Origin of the sequence: Streptomyces lothianensis (genome assembly GCF_047779955.1) — a bacterium.
Lineage (GTDB): Bacteria > Actinomycetota > Actinomycetes > Streptomycetales > Streptomycetaceae > Streptomyces.
Genome location: NZ_JBLMKT010000058.1, coordinates 1 through 18,949, shown reverse-complemented (window position 1 = coordinate 18,949; position 18,949 = coordinate 1). Strand labels below are relative to the sequence as shown.

Annotated in this window: 17 protein-coding genes and 1 riboswitch; of the genes, 10 read left to right on the top strand and 7 right to left on the bottom strand. The window is 70.6% G+C overall.

Annotated elements, in window-relative coordinates; translation table 11 throughout:
• Positions 1-146: 146 nt before the first annotated feature.
• A complete protein-coding gene (locus ACLF6P_RS20335; protein ID WP_415951992.1) occupies positions 147-365 on the top strand; it encodes a hypothetical protein in 219 nt (72 codons plus the stop codon).
• A 70-nt stretch (positions 366-435) separates the two neighbouring features.
• Here ACLF6P_RS20335 and ACLF6P_RS20330 read toward each other — a convergent pair whose 3' ends face one another.
• Complete coding sequence (locus tag ACLF6P_RS20330) at positions 436-1,473, bottom strand: SEC-C domain-containing protein (protein WP_415951990.1); 1,038 nt, start codon at positions 1,471-1,473, stop codon at positions 436-438.
• Between the two features lie 482 nt (positions 1,474-1,955).
• Between ACLF6P_RS20330 and ACLF6P_RS20325 the strand changes: the two genes are divergently transcribed.
• The 4 genes from ACLF6P_RS20325 (at position 1,956) to ACLF6P_RS20310 (ending at position 4,994) form a co-directional block, all read left to right on the top strand.
• Positions 1,956-2,708 (top strand): class E sortase, encoded by a 753-nt coding sequence (locus tag ACLF6P_RS20325; protein WP_415951989.1) that lies wholly within the window; start codon positions 1,956-1,958, stop codon positions 2,706-2,708.
• 99 nt (positions 2,709-2,807) lie between these two features.
• Positions 2,808-3,095, top strand: a complete 288-nt coding sequence (locus tag ACLF6P_RS20320; protein ID WP_415952041.1) for a DUF6412 domain-containing protein — start codon at positions 2,808-2,810, stop codon at positions 3,093-3,095.
• A gap of 146 nt (positions 3,096-3,241) precedes the next feature.
• The gene (locus ACLF6P_RS20315) at positions 3,242-3,970 is read left to right on the top strand and encodes a YidC/Oxa1 family membrane protein insertase (RefSeq protein ID WP_415951988.1); all 729 of its coding nucleotides are present in this window, start codon (positions 3,242-3,244) and stop codon (positions 3,968-3,970) included.
• Between the two features lie 172 nt (positions 3,971-4,142).
• Complete coding sequence (locus ACLF6P_RS20310; RefSeq protein WP_415951987.1) at positions 4,143-4,994, top strand: fumarylacetoacetate hydrolase family protein; 852 nt, start codon at positions 4,143-4,145, stop codon at positions 4,992-4,994.
• Between the two features lie 168 nt (positions 4,995-5,162).
• Here ACLF6P_RS20310 and ACLF6P_RS20305 read toward each other — a convergent pair whose 3' ends face one another.
• Entirely contained in the window at positions 5,163-6,254 is a 1,092-nt protein-coding gene (locus ACLF6P_RS20305) for a Gfo/Idh/MocA family oxidoreductase (protein ID WP_415951986.1), read from the bottom strand.
• A gap of 174 nt (positions 6,255-6,428) precedes the next feature.
• Between ACLF6P_RS20305 and ACLF6P_RS20300 the strand changes: the two genes are divergently transcribed.
• Both ACLF6P_RS20300 and ACLF6P_RS20295 read left to right on the top strand, forming a co-directional pair.
• A complete protein-coding gene (locus ACLF6P_RS20300; protein ID WP_415951984.1) occupies positions 6,429-7,253 on the top strand; it encodes a hypothetical protein in 825 nt (274 codons plus the stop codon).
• Positions 7,254-7,490: 237 nt separating this feature from the next.
• Positions 7,491-9,029 carry an alkaline phosphatase family protein gene (locus ACLF6P_RS20295; protein WP_415951983.1) on the top strand — a complete coding sequence of 513 codons (1,539 nt, stop codon included), beginning with the start codon at positions 7,491-7,493 and terminating at the stop codon, positions 9,027-9,029.
• Between the two features lie 89 nt (positions 9,030-9,118).
• Here the strand turns inward: ACLF6P_RS20295 and ACLF6P_RS20290 are convergent, their stop codons facing one another.
• Positions 9,119-9,898 (bottom strand): HAD-IIA family hydrolase, encoded by a 780-nt coding sequence (locus ACLF6P_RS20290; protein WP_415951982.1) that lies wholly within the window; start codon positions 9,896-9,898, stop codon positions 9,119-9,121.
• 221 nt (positions 9,899-10,119) lie between these two features.
• Between ACLF6P_RS20290 and ACLF6P_RS20285 the strand changes: the two genes are divergently transcribed.
• Both ACLF6P_RS20285 and ACLF6P_RS20280 read left to right on the top strand, forming a co-directional pair.
• Positions 10,120-10,653: a hypothetical protein gene (locus ACLF6P_RS20285; protein ID WP_415951981.1), complete on the top strand. Its 534-nt coding sequence runs from the start codon at positions 10,120-10,122 to the stop codon at positions 10,651-10,653.
• A 4-nt stretch (positions 10,654-10,657) separates the two neighbouring features.
• Positions 10,658-11,338, top strand: coding sequence for a class F sortase (locus ACLF6P_RS20280; protein WP_415951980.1), 681 nt, complete (start codon positions 10,658-10,660; stop codon positions 11,336-11,338).
• A 143-nt stretch (positions 11,339-11,481) separates the two neighbouring features.
• Here ACLF6P_RS20280 and ACLF6P_RS20275 read toward each other — a convergent pair whose 3' ends face one another.
• Together ACLF6P_RS20275 and ACLF6P_RS20270 are read right to left on the bottom strand one after the other, a co-directional pair.
• A complete protein-coding gene (locus ACLF6P_RS20275; protein ID WP_415951979.1) occupies positions 11,482-12,270 on the bottom strand; it encodes a CbtA family protein in 789 nt (262 codons plus the stop codon).
• Between the two features lie 17 nt (positions 12,271-12,287).
• Positions 12,288-12,506, bottom strand: a complete 219-nt coding sequence (locus ACLF6P_RS20270; RefSeq protein ID WP_415951978.1) for a CbtB domain-containing protein — start codon at positions 12,504-12,506, stop codon at positions 12,288-12,290.
• 34 nt (positions 12,507-12,540) lie between these two features.
• Positions 12,541-12,694: riboswitch (cobalamin riboswitch) on the bottom strand.
• 524 nt (positions 12,695-13,218) lie between these two features.
• On the opposite strand from ACLF6P_RS20270, the gene ACLF6P_RS20265 reads away from it, so the two are divergent.
• Positions 13,219-14,232 carry a glycoside hydrolase family 6 protein gene (locus tag ACLF6P_RS20265; RefSeq protein WP_415951976.1) on the top strand — a complete coding sequence of 338 codons (1,014 nt, stop codon included), beginning with the start codon at positions 13,219-13,221 and terminating at the stop codon, positions 14,230-14,232.
• Between the two features lie 101 nt (positions 14,233-14,333).
• Here the strand turns inward: ACLF6P_RS20265 and glxA are convergent, their stop codons facing one another.
• A complete protein-coding gene (gene glxA, locus ACLF6P_RS20260; protein WP_415951975.1) occupies positions 14,334-16,295 on the bottom strand; it encodes a radical copper oxidase GlxA in 1,962 nt (653 codons plus the stop codon).
• Entirely contained in the window at positions 16,292-18,340 is a 2,049-nt protein-coding gene (locus ACLF6P_RS20255; RefSeq protein WP_415951974.1) for a glycosyltransferase family 2 protein, read from the bottom strand. The genes glxA and ACLF6P_RS20255 overlap by 4 nt, the downstream gene beginning before the upstream one ends.
• Between the last annotated feature and the right edge of the window lie 609 nt (positions 18,341-18,949).

The following is an 18,949-nucleotide window of genomic DNA, read 5'->3' as shown; positions in this document are numbered from 1 at the left end:
CTGCCACGGCACGTCGTTGTCCGACTACCGGATTGGCCATCCAACCACTCAGACCCCGTCGGAGCCCCAGGTCCCCTACCAAGTTCTCCGGGACTCCGACGGTTTACAACCACACATCACGATGGAGGTGGGCTGTGGAGCCCAGTATGACGCCTTTCCCGGTCAAGCGCGAAGGTCAGCACAGGCGCTGGCCTCTGGCTCTTGGCGGAGCAGCACTGTTCGGTGCCGGGTTTGGCGCCGCTCACGTGCCGGGTGAGGTGCTGCTCGAGGGCGGCGCTTGGCTGGTCAGTAACGCCGCAGGGGCGCTCGTGGCACTGATCGTCACCAGCGCCACGTTCCACATTCTGAGTCGCTGGCGTCGTTGACTCTCAAAGGACGACTCGGGGCCCGGATGAACTGATCCGGGCCCCGATCGCCGCTATGCCAGTGCTGCACTCAAGGTGAATCGGGCATCCCATGACACTCCAGGTACGGAGCCCCCGACCCACACCAGCAATCCCCCCTGGGCGGCCACCCCACAGCCCGCCCCCGCGCCGCCAGCGTCGTGGCGTACTGCGGGAGGAGGGACGTGTCCTCCGGGGACGTGCCCTCCGAGGCGGCGAAGGCCTCGTAGGACGGGACGGTGGCGGTGACGATGCCCAGGTTCTGGGTGCCGGAGGAGGCGAGCTCGCGCAAGGCGGACTCTATGGTCGCGAGGTGGGCCTCGTGGGAGGGGTATTCCGAGGTCAAGGCAGGGTAGGTGGCCAGGAGTTCGGTCAGTTCGGTCGAGGGCCAGTGCAGGACCGCTACCGGGAACGGGCGGGAGAGGGCCGCGCGGTACGTGCCGAGTTCGGCGCGGAGGCGGGCGATCTCCGCAGACAGTTCGGCCGGGTCCGAGGAGCCGAGGGACCACAGGCGTTTGGGGTCGTGGAGTTCGTCCAGAGGGATCTCGGACGTGCGGGAGTGGGCCTCGTCCGCCTTCCGGTCCCAGGCGTCGTGGTCGAGGGCGAGCAGGCGGCGTACGCGGTGGCGGCCGAGGAGCAACGGGCGGCAGTCGTACGGGACCTCCGCGCCCTGGTCGGGGACGAGGAGCTCCAGGCCCTCCGTGAAGGTCTCGTGGGCCGTGGGCAGTTCGTCGTGGGATTCGAGGGCCTCGGCCGCGATGACCCAGGCGGCCGGGGAGCGCGGGTTCGTCGTGCGGATGCCGTCGATGATCGCGCGGGCCTCGGCCTCGTGGCCGTACTCCCACAGGTTCGCCGCCTTCAGGGCGCGGACCAGGGAGGGGTCGGAGGGTGCGGACGGGCCCTGCGGGTCGGCGGAGAGCAGTCGGTCGTAGAGGGTGGTGGCCTGTGGGCGGTCGCCGGCCAGTTCCAGGTGGGCGGCGGCGTGCAGGAGGAGGTGTTCGGCGTCCTCGGGGTACTGCGCCGCGGTGCGCAGCAGACGCTCGGCTTCGGCGGTGTGATCCGTGGGATCGGCAGGCGTGTCGGGGCGCATGGGGTTCACCGTACTGCCCGGGGTGTGGCTTTCGGCAGGAGCCCGTCGGGTTGCCGGGCGGCGAGCGGGTCGGTGAGCAGGGCGGCGGGCCGGGTGCGAGCTGGGAGGCAGGCCGGGCGACGGGCCGAGTGACGGGCCGAGTGGCGAGCAGGGCGGTGATGCTGCGATCCGGTCGCTCCGCCGAGCCGCGAGCCGGTCGCCGCGTGGATCCGGATACCGCGTGGATACGGCCACTGCGCCGATCTGGCTACTTCTCCCCGGCGGGCCTACCCTGCACGCCTGCGACGAGGGGAGGCGCCGTGCGGATGCCGAGGCGGGCGCGGGGTTCGGTGCGGGGTTCGGTGCGGATTCCGGTCGTCGTACAGGGTGGGCCCGGGCGTCGCCGTACGCCCGGGGGAGTCTCCCGGCGCCGTACGCCCGCGGGAGCGTCCTGGCGGCGGGCGTCGTGGGGCCGTGGGCTGTGGGCCGGGGCCGAGCTTGCCGTGACCGTGGGGGTCGTACTGCTGCTGCTCGTCGTCCATCAGGTGTGGTGGACGAACCGGCAGGCCAGGGCGGGGGCCGAGCGGAAGGTCGAGGCCCTGGAGCGGCAGTGGGAGAGGGAGAGGGAGGGGGAGGGGCAGGAGGGGCAGGAGGGGGAGGCAGCGGTTGGGGCGTTGGACGGGGGTGAGGATCAGCAGGCCCTCGGGCCGTCCGATGCCGGTGATCTCGCCGATCCGCCGTCTCCGCCCGCCCCGGGCGAGGGCGATCACCGGCCCTCCCCGCGCAAACCCCGTACGCCCGACTACGAGCAGGCCTACGCCGTCCTCTCCATCCCCGAGCTCGGCATCCGCGTCCCCGTCGCGCAGGGCGTCGGCAAGCAGGGCGTGCTGAACAAGGGGTACGTGGGTCACTACCCGGGTACGGCGCAGCCCGGCGCCGCCGGGAACTTCGCGCTCGCCGGGCACCGCAACACGCACGGGGAGCCGTTCCGCTACATCAACCGGCTGGCCAAGGGCGACCGCATCACCGTCGATACCAAGGCCGCCACGTACACGTACACCGTCGACCGCACTCTGCCGCAGACCAGCGCGCGGGACAGCGGGGTGATCGCGCCGGTGCCGCGCAGCATCGTCAAGCCGTCGTACGGGTACAAGGAACCGGGCGCCTACATCACGCTCACCACCTGTACCCCGGAGTTCACCTCCAAGTACCGCCTGGTCGTGTGGGGGAAGCTCACCTCCGTGCGGCCGCGGTGAGGCCTTAGGATGCCTGAAGACGTGTGACGACGTCTCAGGATGTTGGTGACGTCTGTTGTGTACGGAGAGGGGGCGGGCGTGGTCGGCAGGGTCAGGGAACTGCAGGTGGGAACGCTGCTGCTGCTGCTCGTCACACAGGTGCTCCTCACCGAAGCGGGCCCCCTGTCCGCCACCGTCGCGCTGGCCGCGACCGCCGCGGCCGGTGCCGCGCTCGCCGTCTGTGCGCTGATCGCCTCGCGTGCCGTTCCGGCCGTGCAGCCCGCACGCGTGCGCACGGCGATCCGCGACCGTGAGCAACGGACGGCCTTCCTGCCGCAACGCGATCCGGACGCCGCAGGACGTACGCGTCCGAGGGCACCGGGGCGTTCCGTCCCGACGGCCGCGTAAGCAGCAGACAAGCGACGACGACAGGCCTCCCCCCCCGGGGGGGGTGGTCATGCCGCTGCGCGGTCCGTCATGCCGACAAAACGGCCGTTTTCCGGTGTTTCCGGACGGCTCTCCGGTACGACGAGACTCCCCGAAGGGGCTCCGGCATGTCCTTTTTCAGTGGCTTCGGCGATGCGATCGCCCAGTTCGCCGACACCCTCTCCCCGGTCTTCCACGGCGCCTCCTCCGCCGCCGCGATCGTCCTGTTCACCATGGCCGTACGCCTCGCCGTGCACCCGCTGTCCCGCGCGGCCGTCCGTGGCCAGAAGGCCCGCACCAGGCTCGCGCCGCAGCTTGCCGAGCTGCGCAGGAAGCACGGCAGGAACCCGGAGCGGTTGCAGCGGGAGACGCTCGAACTGCACAGGAGGGAAGGGATCTCGCCGCTCGCGGGGTGCCTGCCGAGCCTGTTCCAGCTGCCTGCCTTCTTTCTGATGTACCACCTGTTCTCCAGCGCGGAGCTGGGCGGCAAGGCCAATCCGCTGCTCGGTCACACTCTCGGGGCGGCGCCGCTCGGCGGGCGGTTCCACGATGCGCTGAGCGGCGGTGGCGGGCTGTTCGGTGACGCCGGGCTCGTCTACCTCGTGCTGTTCGTGCTCGTGGCCGCCGTCGCCACGTTCAACTACCGCCGTACGAGGCAGCAGACCGCCGCCGCTGCCGTGATGCCGGCCGCGGGTGAGGCGGGGGCGGCCGTGCCCGGGATGGGGGCGATGGTGAAGGTCATGCCGCTGATGTCGTTCATGACCTTGTTCACCGTGGCGGTCGTGCCGCTCGCCGCCGCGCTGTACGTGGTGACCAGCACCGCCTGGAGTGCGGCCGAGCGGTACTTCCTCTGGTGACGGTCCGGTGTGTGGGTGACGGTCCGGTGTGTGGGGGATGGTCCGGTGCGTTGGTGACGGTCCAGTACGTGAACAGGGTCTTGCGGGCGGAAAGGCCTTCTTGGAGGATCAGCCAATGCTCCGGTGGCCGCACCCATCGGCACCACCCTTCGGCCACAGGAGAGTGTGATCGATGAAGCTGCTGCGCGTCGGAAGCCCTGGAGCGGAAACCCCGGCGCTGCTCGACCGGGACGGAGTCCTGAGGGACCTGTCCGGGATCGTCCCGGATATCGATGGCGAGCTGCTCGCCGACGCGGCGAAACTCGCCCGGATCCGCGAGGCGGCGCCCGGCCTTCCCGTGCTCGACGCGGAGGGGCTTCGGGTCGGCGCGCCGCTCGGGCGGATCGGGAAGGTCGTCTGTATCGGGCTGAACTATCACGATCACGCGCGGGAGAACGGTGCCGAGATACCCGTCGAGCCGATCGTCTTCTTCAAGGCAGCGGATACGGTCGTCGGCCCCGACGACACGGTGCTCATTCCGCGTAAATCCGTCAAAACCGACTGGGAGGTCGAGCTCGCCGTCGTGATCGGTGGCACGGCCCGCTACCTGGAGACGGACGAGGAAGCCCTGGCGCACGTCGCCGGGTATGCCATCTCCAATGACGTCTCCGAGCGCGAGTGGCAGATCGAGCGCGGCGGCACCTGGGACAAGGGCAAGAACTGCGAGACGTTCAACCCCTTCGGGCCCTGGCTCGTCACCGCCGACGAGGTGCCCGACCCGCAGGCCCTCTCCCTCAGGCTCTGGGTCAACGGCGAGCTCCGGCAGGACGGCAACACCGCCGAGCAGATCTTCCCGGTCGCCGAAGTGGTGCGCTACGTCAGCCAGTTCATGACCCTGTACCCGGGCGACATCATCAACACCGGTACGCCGGCGGGCGTGGCCATGGGGCAGCCGGAGCCGAAGCCGTATCTGCGGGCCGGGGACGTGGTGGAGCTGGAGATCGAGGGGCTCGGGCGGCAGCGGCAGGAGCTCAAGGGCGCCTGAGCTCCGACGGGTTGGAACCGCGGCGCGTCCGGTCCCTTCGGACCGCGGCGCGTCCGGTCCCTTCGGACCGCGGCGCGTCCGGCTCTACGGGACCGGCTCTACGGGACCGGTCCGGTCCCACGGGTGAGCCCCGGCCCGGAGACCCGCCGGGCTTGGGCTCACCTTCCTTCACAGTCGTACCGCCACACCCTCCCGCGCCGAGCGCCGCGCCGCCTCGATGACGTCGAGGGCGTCCGCCGCCTCGTGTGCCGTGACCGGGTTGGGTGCGCCCTCGCGTACGGCGGCGGCGACCGCCGCGTAGTACGCGGGGTAGTCGCCCGCCAGGCTGGGCTCGGGGCGGCCGCCGCCGGTCAGCGGGGACTCGCCGGAGCCCACGCGGCCCCACATCGGCTCGGGCTCGACGCCCCATGCGTCCTCGCCCACGCCGGGGCGTCTGCCCTCGCGCAGGTCGGCCTCCTGTGGGTCGAGCCCGTACTTGACGTATCCGGCGCGCGAACCCAGTACGCGCAGGCGCGGGCCCAGCTGGGCGGTCGTCGCGGAGACGTACAGGTGCGAGCGCACGCCGTTCGCGTGGGTCACGGCGATGAACGTGTCGTCGTCGGCCTGCGCGTCCGGGCGGCGGACGTCGGCCTCCGCGTACACCTGGACCGCCGGACCGAAGAGCGTGAGCGCCTGGTCGACGACATGGCTGCCGAGGTCGTAGAGCAGACCGCCGATCTCCTCCGGGTCGCCCGATTCGCGCCAGCCGCCCTTGAGCTGCGGGCGCCAGCGCTCGAAACGGGACTCGAAGCGCTGGATGTCACCGAGCTCGCCCTCGGCGAGCAGCTTTCGCAGAGTGAGGAAATCGTTGTCCCAGCGGCGGTTCTGGAAGACGGAGAGGACGAGTCCGCGCTCGTCGGCGAGCGCCGCGAGTTCGCGGGCCTCGGCGGCCGTGCCCGCGATCGGCTTGTCCACGACGACCGGAAGACCGGCCTTGAGCGCGGCCGTGGCGACGGGGACGTGGGTCTTGTTCGGCGAGGCGATGACGATCAGGTCCAGCTCCTCGGCCCGCTCCCACAGCTCGTCCAGGGAGGCGGCGAAGCGCAGGTCACCGCCGAATTCGGCGCGTGCCTGCGCCTGGCGCCCGGGGTTCGAGGTGGCCACGGTGTCGAGCCGCAGGCCCTCGGTCGCCGCGATCAGTGGTGCGTGGAATACGGAACCGGCGAGGCCGTAGCCGACGAGGCCGACGTTCAGCGCGCCGCCCCTGAGCGTGGAAGTCATACGTCTACTTAAGCATCTGCTCTTGCGATCATCGCATTGGAGGGGGATTGGGCTGTTCGGGCGGATTTCGGCGGCCGTCCGGTCCTGCGCCGCCGTGGCGTCCACGTGAAACCCGCGCGCGCGTGGCAGCTTGGCCGAGGCCAGCTACGCCCCTGATCCGTAAAGGTCTCCTCCATGCGACTGCGCAGGGCTCTCGTGGTCGGCGTCTGCGCCGCCGCGCTCACCCCCGTGCTGCTGGCGGCACCCGCGCGAGCGGGCGGCGCGCCCCCCGCGCTCGCGGACCGTATGGCGCCCGGGCCCGCGGGCGGCCCGGCGGCCGGGCTGCTGCAGCCCACCTGCGCGGTGGCGGAAGGGGCCGACTTCCCGGTCGGGACGGCGATCGCTGCGGGGGCGGCCCGGTCGTATCGGCCGGGTGAGGGGTTCCGTGGCTGGTCGGTGGAGCTGAGCAACGACTCCGACACCACCTGCCGCCGTATCCACCCGATCCTGATCCTCCTCGGCCGAGAGCCCGAACATGAACTCGGCCCCGCACAGGCCGAGTTCGAGTTCCGCACGCCGGACGGTGACTGGCACCCGGTCAAGTTCGAGCGGGCCTCGGCCGGTGAGTACGTCGGTGTCTTCGACGACGGGTTCGGCGGGTTCACGCTGCCCGCCGGTGATGCGGTGACGGTGCCCGTACGGCTCCGGTTCACCGAGGACGCGCGCCCCGGTCGCGTGACCGCGAGCCTGGCCGTGGTGCAGCGGCAGGCGGACGACGGGGAGTGGGTGGGGGAGTCCGAGGACTACGAGTTCGTCATCGCGGGGGACGGGGATGGGGGCGGGGACACGGAGACGGAGACGGATTCCCCGCAGGGCGTCGAAGCCGCCCTCGAAGAGCTCGCGAAGACCGGCCGGAGCAGGGACGAAGCACTGCTCCGGCTCGGGGTCGCCGCCTGCGCCTTCCTCCTCGGCGGTGGCGCCCTAGTGGTGGGATCTCGGCGCCGGTTCCGACGGCGCTGACCAGCCGGTCCGCCACGCTGTGAGAGCGGCGCCCGCACCTCGACGAGTCGAGGTGCGGGCGCCGTTTCGTGCGGGTGCGGGTGCGGGTGCGGGTGCGGGTGCGGATGTGCGTGCAGGTGCTGAGCCCCTTCCCAACTTCACTTCTCCAGCCGAACGTTGACCTTCGGTCACCGCACGTCCACCCGGGCCGTCGAGGATGCTCGGCGGCCGCCCATCCCCCCCACCTCGGAGGAGCACGTGCAGAACGCCCGCAGCAGACGCCCCCACCGGACCACCGCGGCCGCGCTCGGCGGCGCCATCGCCCTGCTCGCCGGAACCGTACAGCTGACCGCCGGCAGCGCCGGTGCCGCCGTCCCGCGCCACCTCGACAACAAGGTCCTGGTCATCGGGATCGACGGCGCCAACCTCGACCGCGTCAAGCAGGCGGACGCCCCCCACCTCAAGCGCCTCATGTCCCGCGGCCTCACGGCCGAGAGCACGCTCTACGCCCAGCCCATGGCCGCGACCTCCTCGGGCCCCGGCTGGTCGACCATCGCGACCGGCGTCTGGCCCGACAAACACGGCGTACGGGACAACTCCTTCACCGGCAAGCGCTTCGACACCCACCCCGACTTCCTGACCCGCGCCGAGCAGGCGAACCCCTTGCTCAACACCTACGCGGCCGCCGACTGGGAGCCCATCACCTCCGCGGACAAGGGCGGCCCGATCTTCTCGCCGGCCGTCGACAAGCGGCTCTCCCTGAAGGGCGATGCCAACGGCTACGACGTCGAGGACCCCAAGATCGCCGCGGCCGCGAGCGCCGAGCTGAGGGACGGCGACCCGGACGCCTCGTACGTCTACTTCGGCGAGATCGACATCGCGGGCCACCGCCACGGGGCGGCCAGCAGCCAGTACCTGGACGCCGTCGCCCGCAGTGACCGCCACATCGGCACCCTCCTCGACGCCGTGACCTCACGCCCGAGCTACGCCAGGGAGAACTGGAAGATCCTCGTCACCACCGACCACGGGCACACCGACGCGGGCGGGCACGGCGGATCGAGCAGCAAGGAGCGCGGCACCTTCGTCATCGCCGAGGGCAGCGGGATACCCGCGGGTTCCATCCGCCATGACGTACGGCTCGTCGACGTGGCCGCCACCGCGCTCAAGCAGGTCGGCGTCCCCACGGCCGGGCTCGACGGGGTGCCGCTGGACGCCCCCGACAACGACGACTTCGACCTCGTCCGGCCGCAGCTGCGGACGCGGACCGACGAGACGGGCATCCCGTCCGACGTGCGCGGCTATACGCACACCCCGCCCGAGGGCTGGTCCGTGGACAACTCCAGGATGGGCGGCGGCGGAGTCACCGAATGGCGGGGCTGGGCCTTCGCCACCGACACGTTCTGGTCACGGACCCACCGCGACCAGTGGCGTGAGCTGAACGTGCGCAGCCGTGACGTCTTCGCGGTCGCGGACTCCGACGAGTGGGCCGACCGGCCGTACACCGGCAGCTTCGACTCGACGCTGCGCAGCCCCAAGTGGCCGGTCACCGGCGGCACTTCGCGCTCGCTGCGCTTCCGGACCCACTACCGGCACGAGGCAGGCCAGACGGCCCAGGTCCTCGTCTCGTACGACGGCGGCGCCCCGCAGCTCGTGAAGAGCTTCACCGCCGACACCGTGGCCCAGTGGCAGAACATCAGGCTTGACGTGCCCTCGGGCGCGAGTGACGTCCGGGTGAGCTTCCGCTATGCGGGCACGAACAACTGGTACTGGACCGTCGACAACGTGTGGATCGCCTGAAGCGATGACCGCGAACGGGTCCGAGCAACCCGGACCCGTTCGCCCCGGACCCGTTCGCCTCGGACCCGTTCGCCTCGGACCCGTTGGCCTCAGACCCGGTCGACCAGATCGGCGATCGAGTCCACGACCTCCGTCGGCCGGAACGGGTACTGCCTGAGGTCGTCCTTGCCGGTCAGACCCGTCAGTACGAGGAACGTGTCCATGCCGGCCTCGAGACCCGCCAGGATGTCGGTGTCCATCCGGTCGCCGATCATCGCCGAGGTCTCGGAGTGCGCGCCGATGACATTCAGACCGGTCCGCATCATCAGCGGGTTCGGCTTGCCGACGAAGTACGGCTCCTTGCCCGTGGCCTTGGTGATCAGCGCGGCGACCGAGCCGGTGGCCGGGAGCGGGCCCGCGGCCGAGGGGCCGGTGTTGTCCGGGTTGGTGCAGATGAAACGGGCGCCGTCGTTGATCAGCCGGATCGCCTTGGTCAGGGCCTCGAAGGAGTAGGTCCTGGTCTCGCCGAGGATGACGAAGTCGGGCTCGGCGTCGGTGAGGACGTACCCGGTGTCGTGCAGGGCCGTCGTCAGACCCGCCTCGCCGATGACGTACGCCGTGCCGCAGGGTGCCTGGCTGTCCAGGAACTTCGCGGTGGCGAGCGCGGAGGTCCAGATGTTCTCGACCGGCACCTCGAGCCCGATCCGGTTCAGCCGCGCGTGCAGATCACGCGCGGTGTAGATCGAGTTGTTGGTGAGGACGAGGAAGGGCTTGCCCGAATCGCGCAGTTTCCTGATGAACGCATCGGCTCCGGGAACCGGAATGCCCTCGTGCATCAGCACACCGTCCATGTCGGTGAGCCACGATTCGATGGTCCTGCGCTCTGCCATGGGTTCGTGCTCCAACCGAGGAATTCGCGGCGCGGACAAGGCCTGGCCGCTTGACGCTGTGAGGGGCCTTTCGCGCACACATCCTATTCGCGGGGCCGGGATCGCGGCCGGGGTGACCACATGGCGGTCGTACGGCGGAGCAGCGGCCGGGTCACCCGAACGGCCCACACCCGCATGCAGGCGGAAATCCCGGGCGCCACGCTCGGTGCAGGAGGTCCACCATGCCCTCAGCCCGGCTCCGGCTCACGTTCTGCACCACGCTCGCCGCCCTCTGCCTCGCCACACCCGCCGCCCTCGCCGCCGACGGCACCGTCAAGGTCAGTCCGGCCGATGCCACCCCGGGTGCGCAGGTCGAGCTGAGTGTCACAGGGTGCGACGGCACCACCGGGGCCGCCAAGTCGCCGGTGTTCGTCGCCGACGGATCGCTCACCGGGCGCGACGGCGAGGGGTATGCGCTCAGCGGCGAGGCAATGATCAAATCGGATGCGCAGCCGGGTTCGTACGACCTGGCCGTCACATGTGACGGCCAGGACGGCAAGGTCAAGGGCAGCGTCACCGTCGTCGCCCAGGCACCGCCGAGCCCCACCGCCCCGGTCCGCGCGGGTGGCGGCGGTACGGCACAGCTCGCCGTCGAGGGGGCCGCGGCGGGCAGCGGGCCGGGCTGGCGGCATGCGCTGATCGGCCTGCTCCTGACGGCTGCCGCGGGACTCGCGGTCGCGGGGCGCCTGGTGCGCAGGCGACGGGGCGGCGCATAGCGCCATGGGGCGCGAGAGTTCCGCCGGGGGCGAGGGTATTGCAGGGCGCGGGCGCGGACGGCTGTTCACCGGGATCGCCTGGGCCGTGCTGCTCGTGGGGCTGTGGCTGTGGGGCCGCGAACTCACCGACGTCGCCGACGGCCCGCCCGGGGGACGGGATTCCGCGGGCCGCCCGCTCGCGGGCGTCCGGCTGCCGCCCGCGATCAAGCCGCTGGACGCCGCCGCGCGTCCCCAGCGGGTGGACATCCCCGCCATAGGGGTGCAGGCCCCGGTGATCCGGCGCGGGCTCGACGGTGAGGGCGCGATCGCACCGCCGCCGTACGAGCAGGCCGGTGTCGTCGGCTGGTACGGGGACGGGGTGCAGCCCGGCGCGAAGGGCACGGCGTTGTTTGTCGGGCATGTCGACACCGCGAGCCGGCCCGCCGTCTTCTACAACCTCAGCACGCTCGCGCCGGGCGAGAAGATCACGGTGGCGCGCTCGGACGGCATGCTCGCCGAGTTCACGGTCGAGGAGGTCGCCGTGTACGACCGCTCCGGCTTCGACGCGGACAAGGCGTACGGGGCACGGGACGACGAGCGCGCGGAGCTGCGGCTCATCACCTGCGGCGGGACGTTCGACCGCAGGGACAAGACGTACTCGGCGAACGTGGTCGTCTCGGCCTTTCTGACCGGCAAGGGTCCCTGAGGGCGGCCCCGGTTCCGCCCGACGACGCGTGGAAACCGGCACGCGAAAGGGGCCCTGTCCGCGAGGAACAGGGCCCCTTCCACACGTACCGACGTACCGACGTACCGGCGTACCGGGCGTACGGACATGCGGCTGTACGGCGATCAGCTCGCCGCGACCGCTCCCGAAGGCGCCGTTGCGGGGGCGTGGCGGCCGAGCGCACGCAGGCCGAGTGCGCCGAAGACCACCCCGAAGACCGCCCAGAGCAGGGCGTGCGAGGCGAGCGAGAGGACCCGGAAGTCCCACAGGAGTGTGGCCGACACCGGGACCTCGTCCGGATTGCCGGGCAGCGCGAACAGGACCGCGAGGATCGCGATCGCCGTGCCCGCCGCCGCGACCTGCCGTACCGGCAGACTGCGGTGCGCCAGGCGTACGTACACCTGCCAGACGAGCAGCATGCCGAGCACACCGATGGTGACGGCGGCCAGCCACAGGCCCTGGCGGTCGGTGACCGTGCCCGAGTCGCCGACGCCGGGCGGGTTGGCCGGGTAGCGCAGTGCCGGGAGCAGCGAGACCGCGAGGAAGGCGCCGCCCGCGAGCAGCAGGGCGCGCGGCCAGGGTGCGGCGTCCGGGCTGCGGCGGTGGATGAGGGCGTAGGCGATGGCACAGAGGACGCCGAGCGCCAGGCCGAGGACCAGCGAGGTGACCACGAGGCCGAAGTGCTGGGTGCCGCGGGTGAACAGTTCCTCGTGGTGCTGCACGGCGGCGGCGCCCGCCTCGGCGTGACTGTGGGCCCCCGCCTCGGCGTGCTCGTCGGTGCGGGCTTCCTCAAGCCGTATCGCGCGGTCCATCAGGGGCTCGGCGAGCAGCAGGGAGAAGAGGCCGGCGGCAAGACCGGCTGCTCCTCCTGCCGTCAGACCGCGTCCGAGCAGGGGGAGTACAGGAGTCGACATGGTGGTGCGCGCCCCGATCAGTGGCAGGGGGCGCCGAAGAGGTGCCGTCCGTCGTGGGCGAACTCGTGCAGGTAGTCGCCGGTGGCGGCGATCAGCGTGCCGTTGTCGAAGAACACCGCGTACAGGGCGATGATCGCCACGATCGCGGCGGCGGAGGCGATCATCCAGTCACGGGTGCTGGTGGTCGCGTCCTGGGCGGTTGTCGTGCTCGGGTGCTGTGCCGAGTGCAGGGACATCCGGGTGGGTCTCCTTCCGGGGTTTCCACGCCCCTTGGCAGGAGGACGACGGGTCAGTTCCTGACTCCCGCGTACAGGTGCTCGGCGCTGAGCTCGTACGTGGTCACAGTGGCGGGACCGTCCCGGGTTCGCACCGGGTTCCTGGCAACCGTCGCCTCGATGTATGGACTTGTCGTCCGGAGAGTCCCAACTCGGGGGCGGTGCTGTCAACAGTGCCTCTGCACTCACCCTTGCCGGTGGCGTCCGACCCGGCCCCCGTGGCACCCAGCTCCCGTGGCACCCGGCCCCCGTACCACCCAGCTCCCGTGGCACCCAGCTCCCGTGGCACCCGGCCCTCGTGGACCTGCCCCTGTGGACCTGCCCCTGTGGACCTGCCCCTGTGGCACCTGGCCCGGCCGGTGGCCCGCTCCCCCCGGAGCCTCCGGCCGGGCCGGTCCTCGACCGTGCGCGCTCGGGCTGCGGGAGAAACCCGGCGCCGGCACGGGAGGTCGACAGGGCCTGTCCGGGGACGGGTCCTGGGCCAGTCGGTGCGGGGCTGGGGCCGGTGTCACTCACTGTAGAGCGGATGGCCCACCTCGCCCAGAGTCGGTTTGTGGCCAGACTGACCGGAATGCAGGGCACCCGGTCCGGTGAGCGGGCTCCGGGCGCCTTCGTCGGCTTCTCGCACCTGTGTCAGGATTGCGTTTCCGACCGTGCACCCAAGGGGGAGTGGATGTACAGCAGTTCCGCGGCCGTCCGGGGGGCGGTGAAGACGGGTGCGGCACTCGTGGGGGCGATGCTGCTCCTGACCGGCTGCTCGGACAGCGAGGAACCCGGCAGGCCCGAGGCCGGCGCCACCCAGCAGCCCAAGGCCAAGGACCCGTACTGGGTCAACCCCGGCTCCAACGCGGCCGAGCAGCTCCGTACGTACGAGAGCGACGGCAAGGACGCGGACGCCGCACTGATAAAGAAGATCGCCGAGCAGCCGACCGGCGAGTGGATCGTCCCGGAGCAGGCCGAGGAGCAGGCACGCGACTTCACCGAGGCCGCCGAGGCCGCGGACCGCGAGGCGGTCCTGGTGCTCTACAACATCCCGCACCGCGACTGCGGCCAGTTCTCCAAGGGCGGCGCGTCCGACGGCGATGCCTACCGCGCCTTCATCGACGAGGTCGCCGAAGGCATCGGGGACCGCCAGGCCACGGTCATCCTGGAGCCGGACGCCGTGCTCCACCTGGTGGACGGCTGCACCCCGCAGGAGTTCCACGAGGAGCGCTACGCCCTGCTCAGCGGCGCCATCGACACGCTGCACACGCTGAAGAACACCAAGGTCTACCTCGACGGCGGCAACCCGGGCGCGGGCAGCCCGGACTCCTTCTGGGACCCGCTGAAGCGGGCCGGCATCGACAAGGCCGACGGCTTCGCGGTGAACGTGTCGAACTTCTACCCGACCGAGGAGTCCATCGCCTACGGCAAGGAGCTCTCGGAGAAGGTCGGCAACAAGCCCTTCGTCATCGACACGAGCCGCAACGGCAACGGCACGTACCAGGCCGACGAGCCGGACCTGTGGTGCAACCCGCCGGGCCGCGCGCTCGGCGAGATCCCCTCGGTGCAGACGGCCGACGAGCGCGTGGACGCCTACCTGTGGATCAAGCGACCCGGCGAGTCGGACGGCGAGTGCAGGGGCGGCCCGAAGGCCGGTGAGTGGTGGCCCGAGTACGCACTGGAGCTGGCCAGAAACGCGAAGTAGGGCACGCGAAGTAGGGCACGCGTAGTAGGACACGTGATGGAGGGCGCCCCCTGAGCCAGGGGGCGCCCTCCATCACGTACAGCCCGGTCGGGTACGGCCGGTTACTCGGGAATCTCCACCCAGCGGGCCTCGCTCGGCACCCCCTGGTCATCGGTGACGAACAGCATGTACCAGCCGGGCGTCACCAGGTTGTCGTTCTCGGGCACCGTCACCGTGACGGTGCCGTCGCCCTTCTCCACGTCGAGGGCGATCGAACGCTGGTCGATGTCCGTGACGTGCGTGGAGGCGCTCGGCCGGATCAGCCGCGCGTTCTCGACCGAGGCGGCGTCCTCCGTCTCGTACGTGCCCGACTCGCCGTGCGCGATCGACTCGGGACCGCCGCTCAGCGTCGGCCGATCGCCGCCCTGGTAGAGGTACGGCGGGGTGTAGATCTCCAGGCGCTGCTCGAACGTGCCCGGCTTGGTGTTGGCCGCGTCGCCGTACAGCGAGTCCGAGCCGAAGAACACCACGCGGCCGTCGGGGAGCAGGAGCGAGCCCGAGTGGTAGTTGCGGCCCACCAGCGGGTCGGCGACGCGGCGCATATCGCCGGTCTTCGCGTCGTACATCCGCGCTTCGTGGATGTTGGAGTCGGAGCGGCCGCGGTAGTCCTCGGAGCCGCCGGAGATCAGCACGGTGTCGTCGGGCAGGACCGAGGCCTGCGGGTAGCGGGTGCCCTTGTCGAAGCTGGGCCCGTCCTCGAACCGCGGCTTGTCCTCCTTGAGGTCGATGATCCGGGTCTTCTCGCTGGACTTCTGCGATTCACCGACCCCGCCACCGCCGACGACCATGAACTTCTCGTCCTGCGCGGGCGGCAACCAGACCGTGCCCGCGGTCTCCATCAGCGTGGGGTCGGAGAGCCCCTGCACGGTGGTGAACCTGTCGTTGTCGAAGTCCCAGATGCCGGGCTTGCGGCCCACGTCGGCGGGTCCGTACCCGGCGTTGGCGCCCGAGTAGAACAGCTTGCCGTTGGGCAGCAGGAAGACCGCCGGGTACGTCGGGAACTGCTTCTCCTGCTTGACGTACGTCCACTTCTTGGTCTTCGGGTCGTAGACCTCGTTGCGGTCGCCGGGAACGATCTGGCCGATGTCGTCGAGGCCCGAGAGCGCGAGGATCCGGCCGTCGTCGAGCGTGGTCAGCGTGGGGTACCAGCGCGCCTCGTTCATCGGGTCGACCTTGATGTACTTCTCGGCGACCGGGTCGAACTCGTAGGCGTCGTCGATGCCCTGGAAGTCCTTCTTGTCCAGGGCGAGCTTCTGCGCGATGCCGTACGTGTTGCGCGCGTCGTCGCCCTTGAGGCCCTCGACCTCGTAGTTGTCCTCGGCGCCGGTCTCGTACTGCTTGCCGCTCTTGGCCGCCTCGACGTAGACGCGCTCGATGCCCGCCTTGTTGCCGGTGAACTTCCCGGTGTCCTTGTCGAAGGTCTTCTCCGCGCGCTCGACGACGATCGACTCGGTGAGGACGAAGGTCTTGCCGTTCTCCTTGCCCGTGAGCTTGGTGCCCTTGGGCAGGGTGATCGGCTTGTCCGGGTTCTCGTTGTGGACGATCATCAGGCCGCCGGCCTTGGTGACATCGCCCTTGAGCTTCTCGTACGACTTCGTCCCGCCCGCGACGAGCAGCTTGCCGTCGGGCAGCTGGGTGTGCCCCATGCAGAACAGGTCGGCGGGTGTGGGGATCTTCTTGAAGGTGTTCTTCACCGGGTCCCACAGGACGGTGTCGAACTTGCCCGCGTCGAAGTTCTTCTGGTTGTTGCCGGAGCCCGCGACCAGCAGCACCTTGCCGGTGTGCAGGAGCGCCGCGTGGATCGAGTTGAGCTTGAACTCCTCGGGCGGCTCGACGATCTCCCAGCGGCCGTTGTCGGCCTTGTACTCCGGCTGGTTGATCTTGTACTCGTGGTACTGGTCCGAGGCGAAACGCCACAGAGCCGGGCCGTTCATCCCGGCGAGCGCGAGCACCACCGCCGCGCCGATGGCTATCCGGCGGGCGCGGCGACGGGTGTGCTTCACCGGCGTGGTGCCGACGGTCATTTCTTACGTCCCCCAAGGGCGATCTGCATGGTCTGGTCGGGGCTGCCGTGATCGGCGGACTGCTGCCCGGGCTCCCGCCCCGGCCGGCCGGTCTGCTGCCCGGCGGCGGCCCAGTGGGGCCGCGAGCGGTCATGGGCGGGCGGCGCCTGCGGCCCCACCGCGGAGGGCGGCTGCGGTGCGCCCCCCGGCGCACCGCCCTGCGAGCCGCCCGGCGCACCACCGGGCTGCGTGCCGCCCGCGGGGGCCTGGGACGCGGGCTTCTTCGCGTCCTGCCGGATCTGCCAGCGCCATACGAACAGGGGCGTTGCGGTGATCAGCATGGCGATCGTGGCCCAGGTGATCATCGCCGGGTGGGCGTTGCCGTAATAGAAGCCGGCGCCCATCGAGGCGGCGAAGATCGCGATGAAGTACCAGTGGTAGCGGAACGTGCCGAACCAGCGGTCGGGCGAGGCCGAATCGCCCTTCGGGGTGACCACGAACTTGGACTTGCGGCGCAGCGCCGAGTCGAACAGCGCCTTCGCGTACAGCGGCGCGGACAGCGCCGACATCACCATGCCGGCCACACCGCCGGAGCCCTCCGGCTCGTGCGGGGAGACGTTGTGGCGGCGGTTCCAGATGTACAGGCCGATCTGCAGCGCCGAGGCGTTGCCGTAGAGCATCAGCCAGATCGTGGGGTCGATGTTGACACCCGAGGCGCCCAGGCCCAGGAACAGCGCGCAGCTGAGCGCCGCGAGGATCCAGTTCATGGCCGACATCGGATAGAAGATGATCATCATCGTGTAGTTGAAGAGCTTGCCCGGCGGGAGCGAGTACCAGCCCTTCCAGTACTGCTTGAGGATCGTCTCGTACGTACCGCGCGACCAGCGCATCTGCTGTGTGAAGAAGTCAGTCCAGGCGCTCGGGCCCTCACCGACGGCAAGGACGTCCGGCGTGTAGACCGAGCGCCACTTCTTACCCGTCTTCGGGTTGCGGTGGCGGTGGATCTCGAAGCCGGTCGCCATGTCCTCGGTGATCGAGTCGTACAGACCGCCGATCTGCTTGAGCGCGCTGATCCGTACGGCGTTCGAGGTGCCGACGAACATCGGCGCGCCGTAGCGGTTGCCCGCGCGCTGGATCAGGGCGTGGAAGAGGAACTGCTGCGACTCGGCGGCCTTCGTGACGAACGAGTCGTAGTTGCCGTAGACCTGCGGGCCGATGACGAAGCCGACGTCCGGGTCGCGGAAGAAGCCGAGCATCCGCTCCAGGTAGTTCGGCATCGGGATGTGGTCGGTGTCGACGGAGGCGAAGAAGTCGTAGTCGTCGCCGTGCGCGTCCAGCCAGGCGTTGTAGTTGCCGTGCTTCGTCTTGGCGCGGTGCGGGCCCTTCGGCTGGTTCCACTTCGCCACGCCCTTGCGGGAGAAGTGGTGCACGCCCAGGCGCGCGCAGACCTCCTTGACCTCCGGGTCGTCACCCTCGTCGAGCAGCCAGATGTGCAGCAGACCGCGGTGGCGCAGCTTGACCGCGGCCTCAAGGGTCTTGGTGACCATCTCGATCGGCTCCTTGCCGGGCACGAACGAGGTGAGGAAGGCGACGCGCGTCCCCGTCTCCGGGACGACCGGGATCGGGTCGCGGGCCACGAGGGTGGCGTGCGCGTTGGAGAGCACGTTCATGCAGCGGAAGAACTCGATCAGACCGATCGAGATCAGCATGACGAGGTCCAGGTGCTCCAGGTAGCCGTTCGGCACGTAGTCGCGCTCGGTCCAGTGCTCCGGCTGGAGCAGCCAGGCCAGGAGGATGAGGGAGAGCAGCGGTGCCGCACCCAGCATGAGCGCGGCGCGCAGGCGGTGCGGTTCCTGTGAGAGCAGGGAGCGGTACTGCACCTTGTACGGCTTGCTCGGGTCGGGGTTGGTCAGCGGCCCCGCCAGGCGGCTGTAGTGCTCGTAGTCGTAGCGCGGCAGCGTCTTCTTGAGTCGCCGGAAGCCGCCGGTGCGGTGCGATGGCACGCGCAACTGGGTCGTCTCGGTCGGGTCGGAGCCCGGCCGGGCGCCCGTCGGCGTCGACGTCATGAGTCATCCCCCCGCACGCACTGATCTGCGTGTTCGTCGGTCCTTCCGCCGGCCGGAGTCCCCCTCGACTCCCGCAGGCGCGTCACTGGCTGGCCGTCGCACATGTCCGTAGGACATGGAAGGGGCACCTTCCGGTTGCATGATGCCCGCTCCGCCCTGCCCCGTCCGCGCCCGGCGGTCGACCGGGAATCCCCCAACTGTCCCGCAGCGTCCGCCCTGTGGAAGCCGGAGGCTTCCGATGTGCAGGCCAGGGTTCTACGACCCCCGGCTTGATCGCAAGGGCGAAAGCGGGTGTTTGGTTGCCATACGCGCGGTTCGGGAGTGCGGTTGGGGCAGGTGGTCCCAGCCGTGCACGAAGCTTACCGAAGGGGCGTGCTGCGCCCTGACCGGCCCGAAAGGTAGACATGACGAAAGCCCCCCACCGGAGTGGAGGGCTTCCCTTCGCGTGCGCCGCCAGGGACTCGAACCCCGGACCCGCTGATGCTGCATTCATCCGGGGGATAACCCCCGGACCCCCAGCCGTCCGTTGCGTGCCGCAGGGGAGAGGCCCGGGTATGACGAAAGCCCCCCACCGGAGTGGAGGGCTTCCCTTCGCGTGCGCCGCCAGGG

Coding starts and splice junctions, on each gene's coding strand:
- ACLF6P_RS20310 (WP_415951987.1), top strand. CDS start 4,143: ATGAAGCTGCTGCGCGTCGGAAGCCCTGGAGCGGAAACCCCGGCGCTG.
- glxA (WP_415951975.1), bottom strand. CDS start 16,295: ATGACCGTCGGCACCACGCCGGTGAAGCACACCCGTCGCCGCGCCCGC.
- ACLF6P_RS20275 (WP_415951979.1), bottom strand. CDS start 12,270: ATGTCGACTCCTGTACTCCCCCTGCTCGGACGCGGTCTGACGGCAGGA.
- ACLF6P_RS20255 (WP_415951974.1), bottom strand. CDS start 18,340: ATGACGTCGACGCCGACGGGCGCCCGGCCGGGCTCCGACCCGACCGAG.
- ACLF6P_RS20305 (WP_415951986.1), bottom strand. CDS start 6,254: ATGACTTCCACGCTCAGGGGCGGCGCGCTGAACGTCGGCCTCGTCGGC.
- ACLF6P_RS20265 (WP_415951976.1), top strand. CDS start 13,219: ATGTACAGCAGTTCCGCGGCCGTCCGGGGGGCGGTGAAGACGGGTGCG.
- ACLF6P_RS20300 (WP_415951984.1), top strand. CDS start 6,429: ATGCGACTGCGCAGGGCTCTCGTGGTCGGCGTCTGCGCCGCCGCGCTC.
- ACLF6P_RS20270 (WP_415951978.1), bottom strand. CDS start 12,506: ATGTCCCTGCACTCGGCACAGCACCCGAGCACGACAACCGCCCAGGAC.
- ACLF6P_RS20280 (WP_415951980.1), top strand. CDS start 10,658: ATGGGGCGCGAGAGTTCCGCCGGGGGCGAGGGTATTGCAGGGCGCGGG.
- ACLF6P_RS20315 (WP_415951988.1), top strand. CDS start 3,242: ATGTCCTTTTTCAGTGGCTTCGGCGATGCGATCGCCCAGTTCGCCGAC.
- ACLF6P_RS20335 (WP_415951992.1), top strand. CDS start 147: ATGACGCCTTTCCCGGTCAAGCGCGAAGGTCAGCACAGGCGCTGGCCT.
- ACLF6P_RS20285 (WP_415951981.1), top strand. CDS start 10,120: ATGCCCTCAGCCCGGCTCCGGCTCACGTTCTGCACCACGCTCGCCGCC.
- ACLF6P_RS20290 (WP_415951982.1), bottom strand. CDS start 9,898: ATGGCAGAGCGCAGGACCATCGAATCGTGGCTCACCGACATGGACGGT.
- ACLF6P_RS20330 (WP_415951990.1), bottom strand. CDS start 1,473: ATGCGCCCCGACACGCCTGCCGATCCCACGGATCACACCGCCGAAGCC.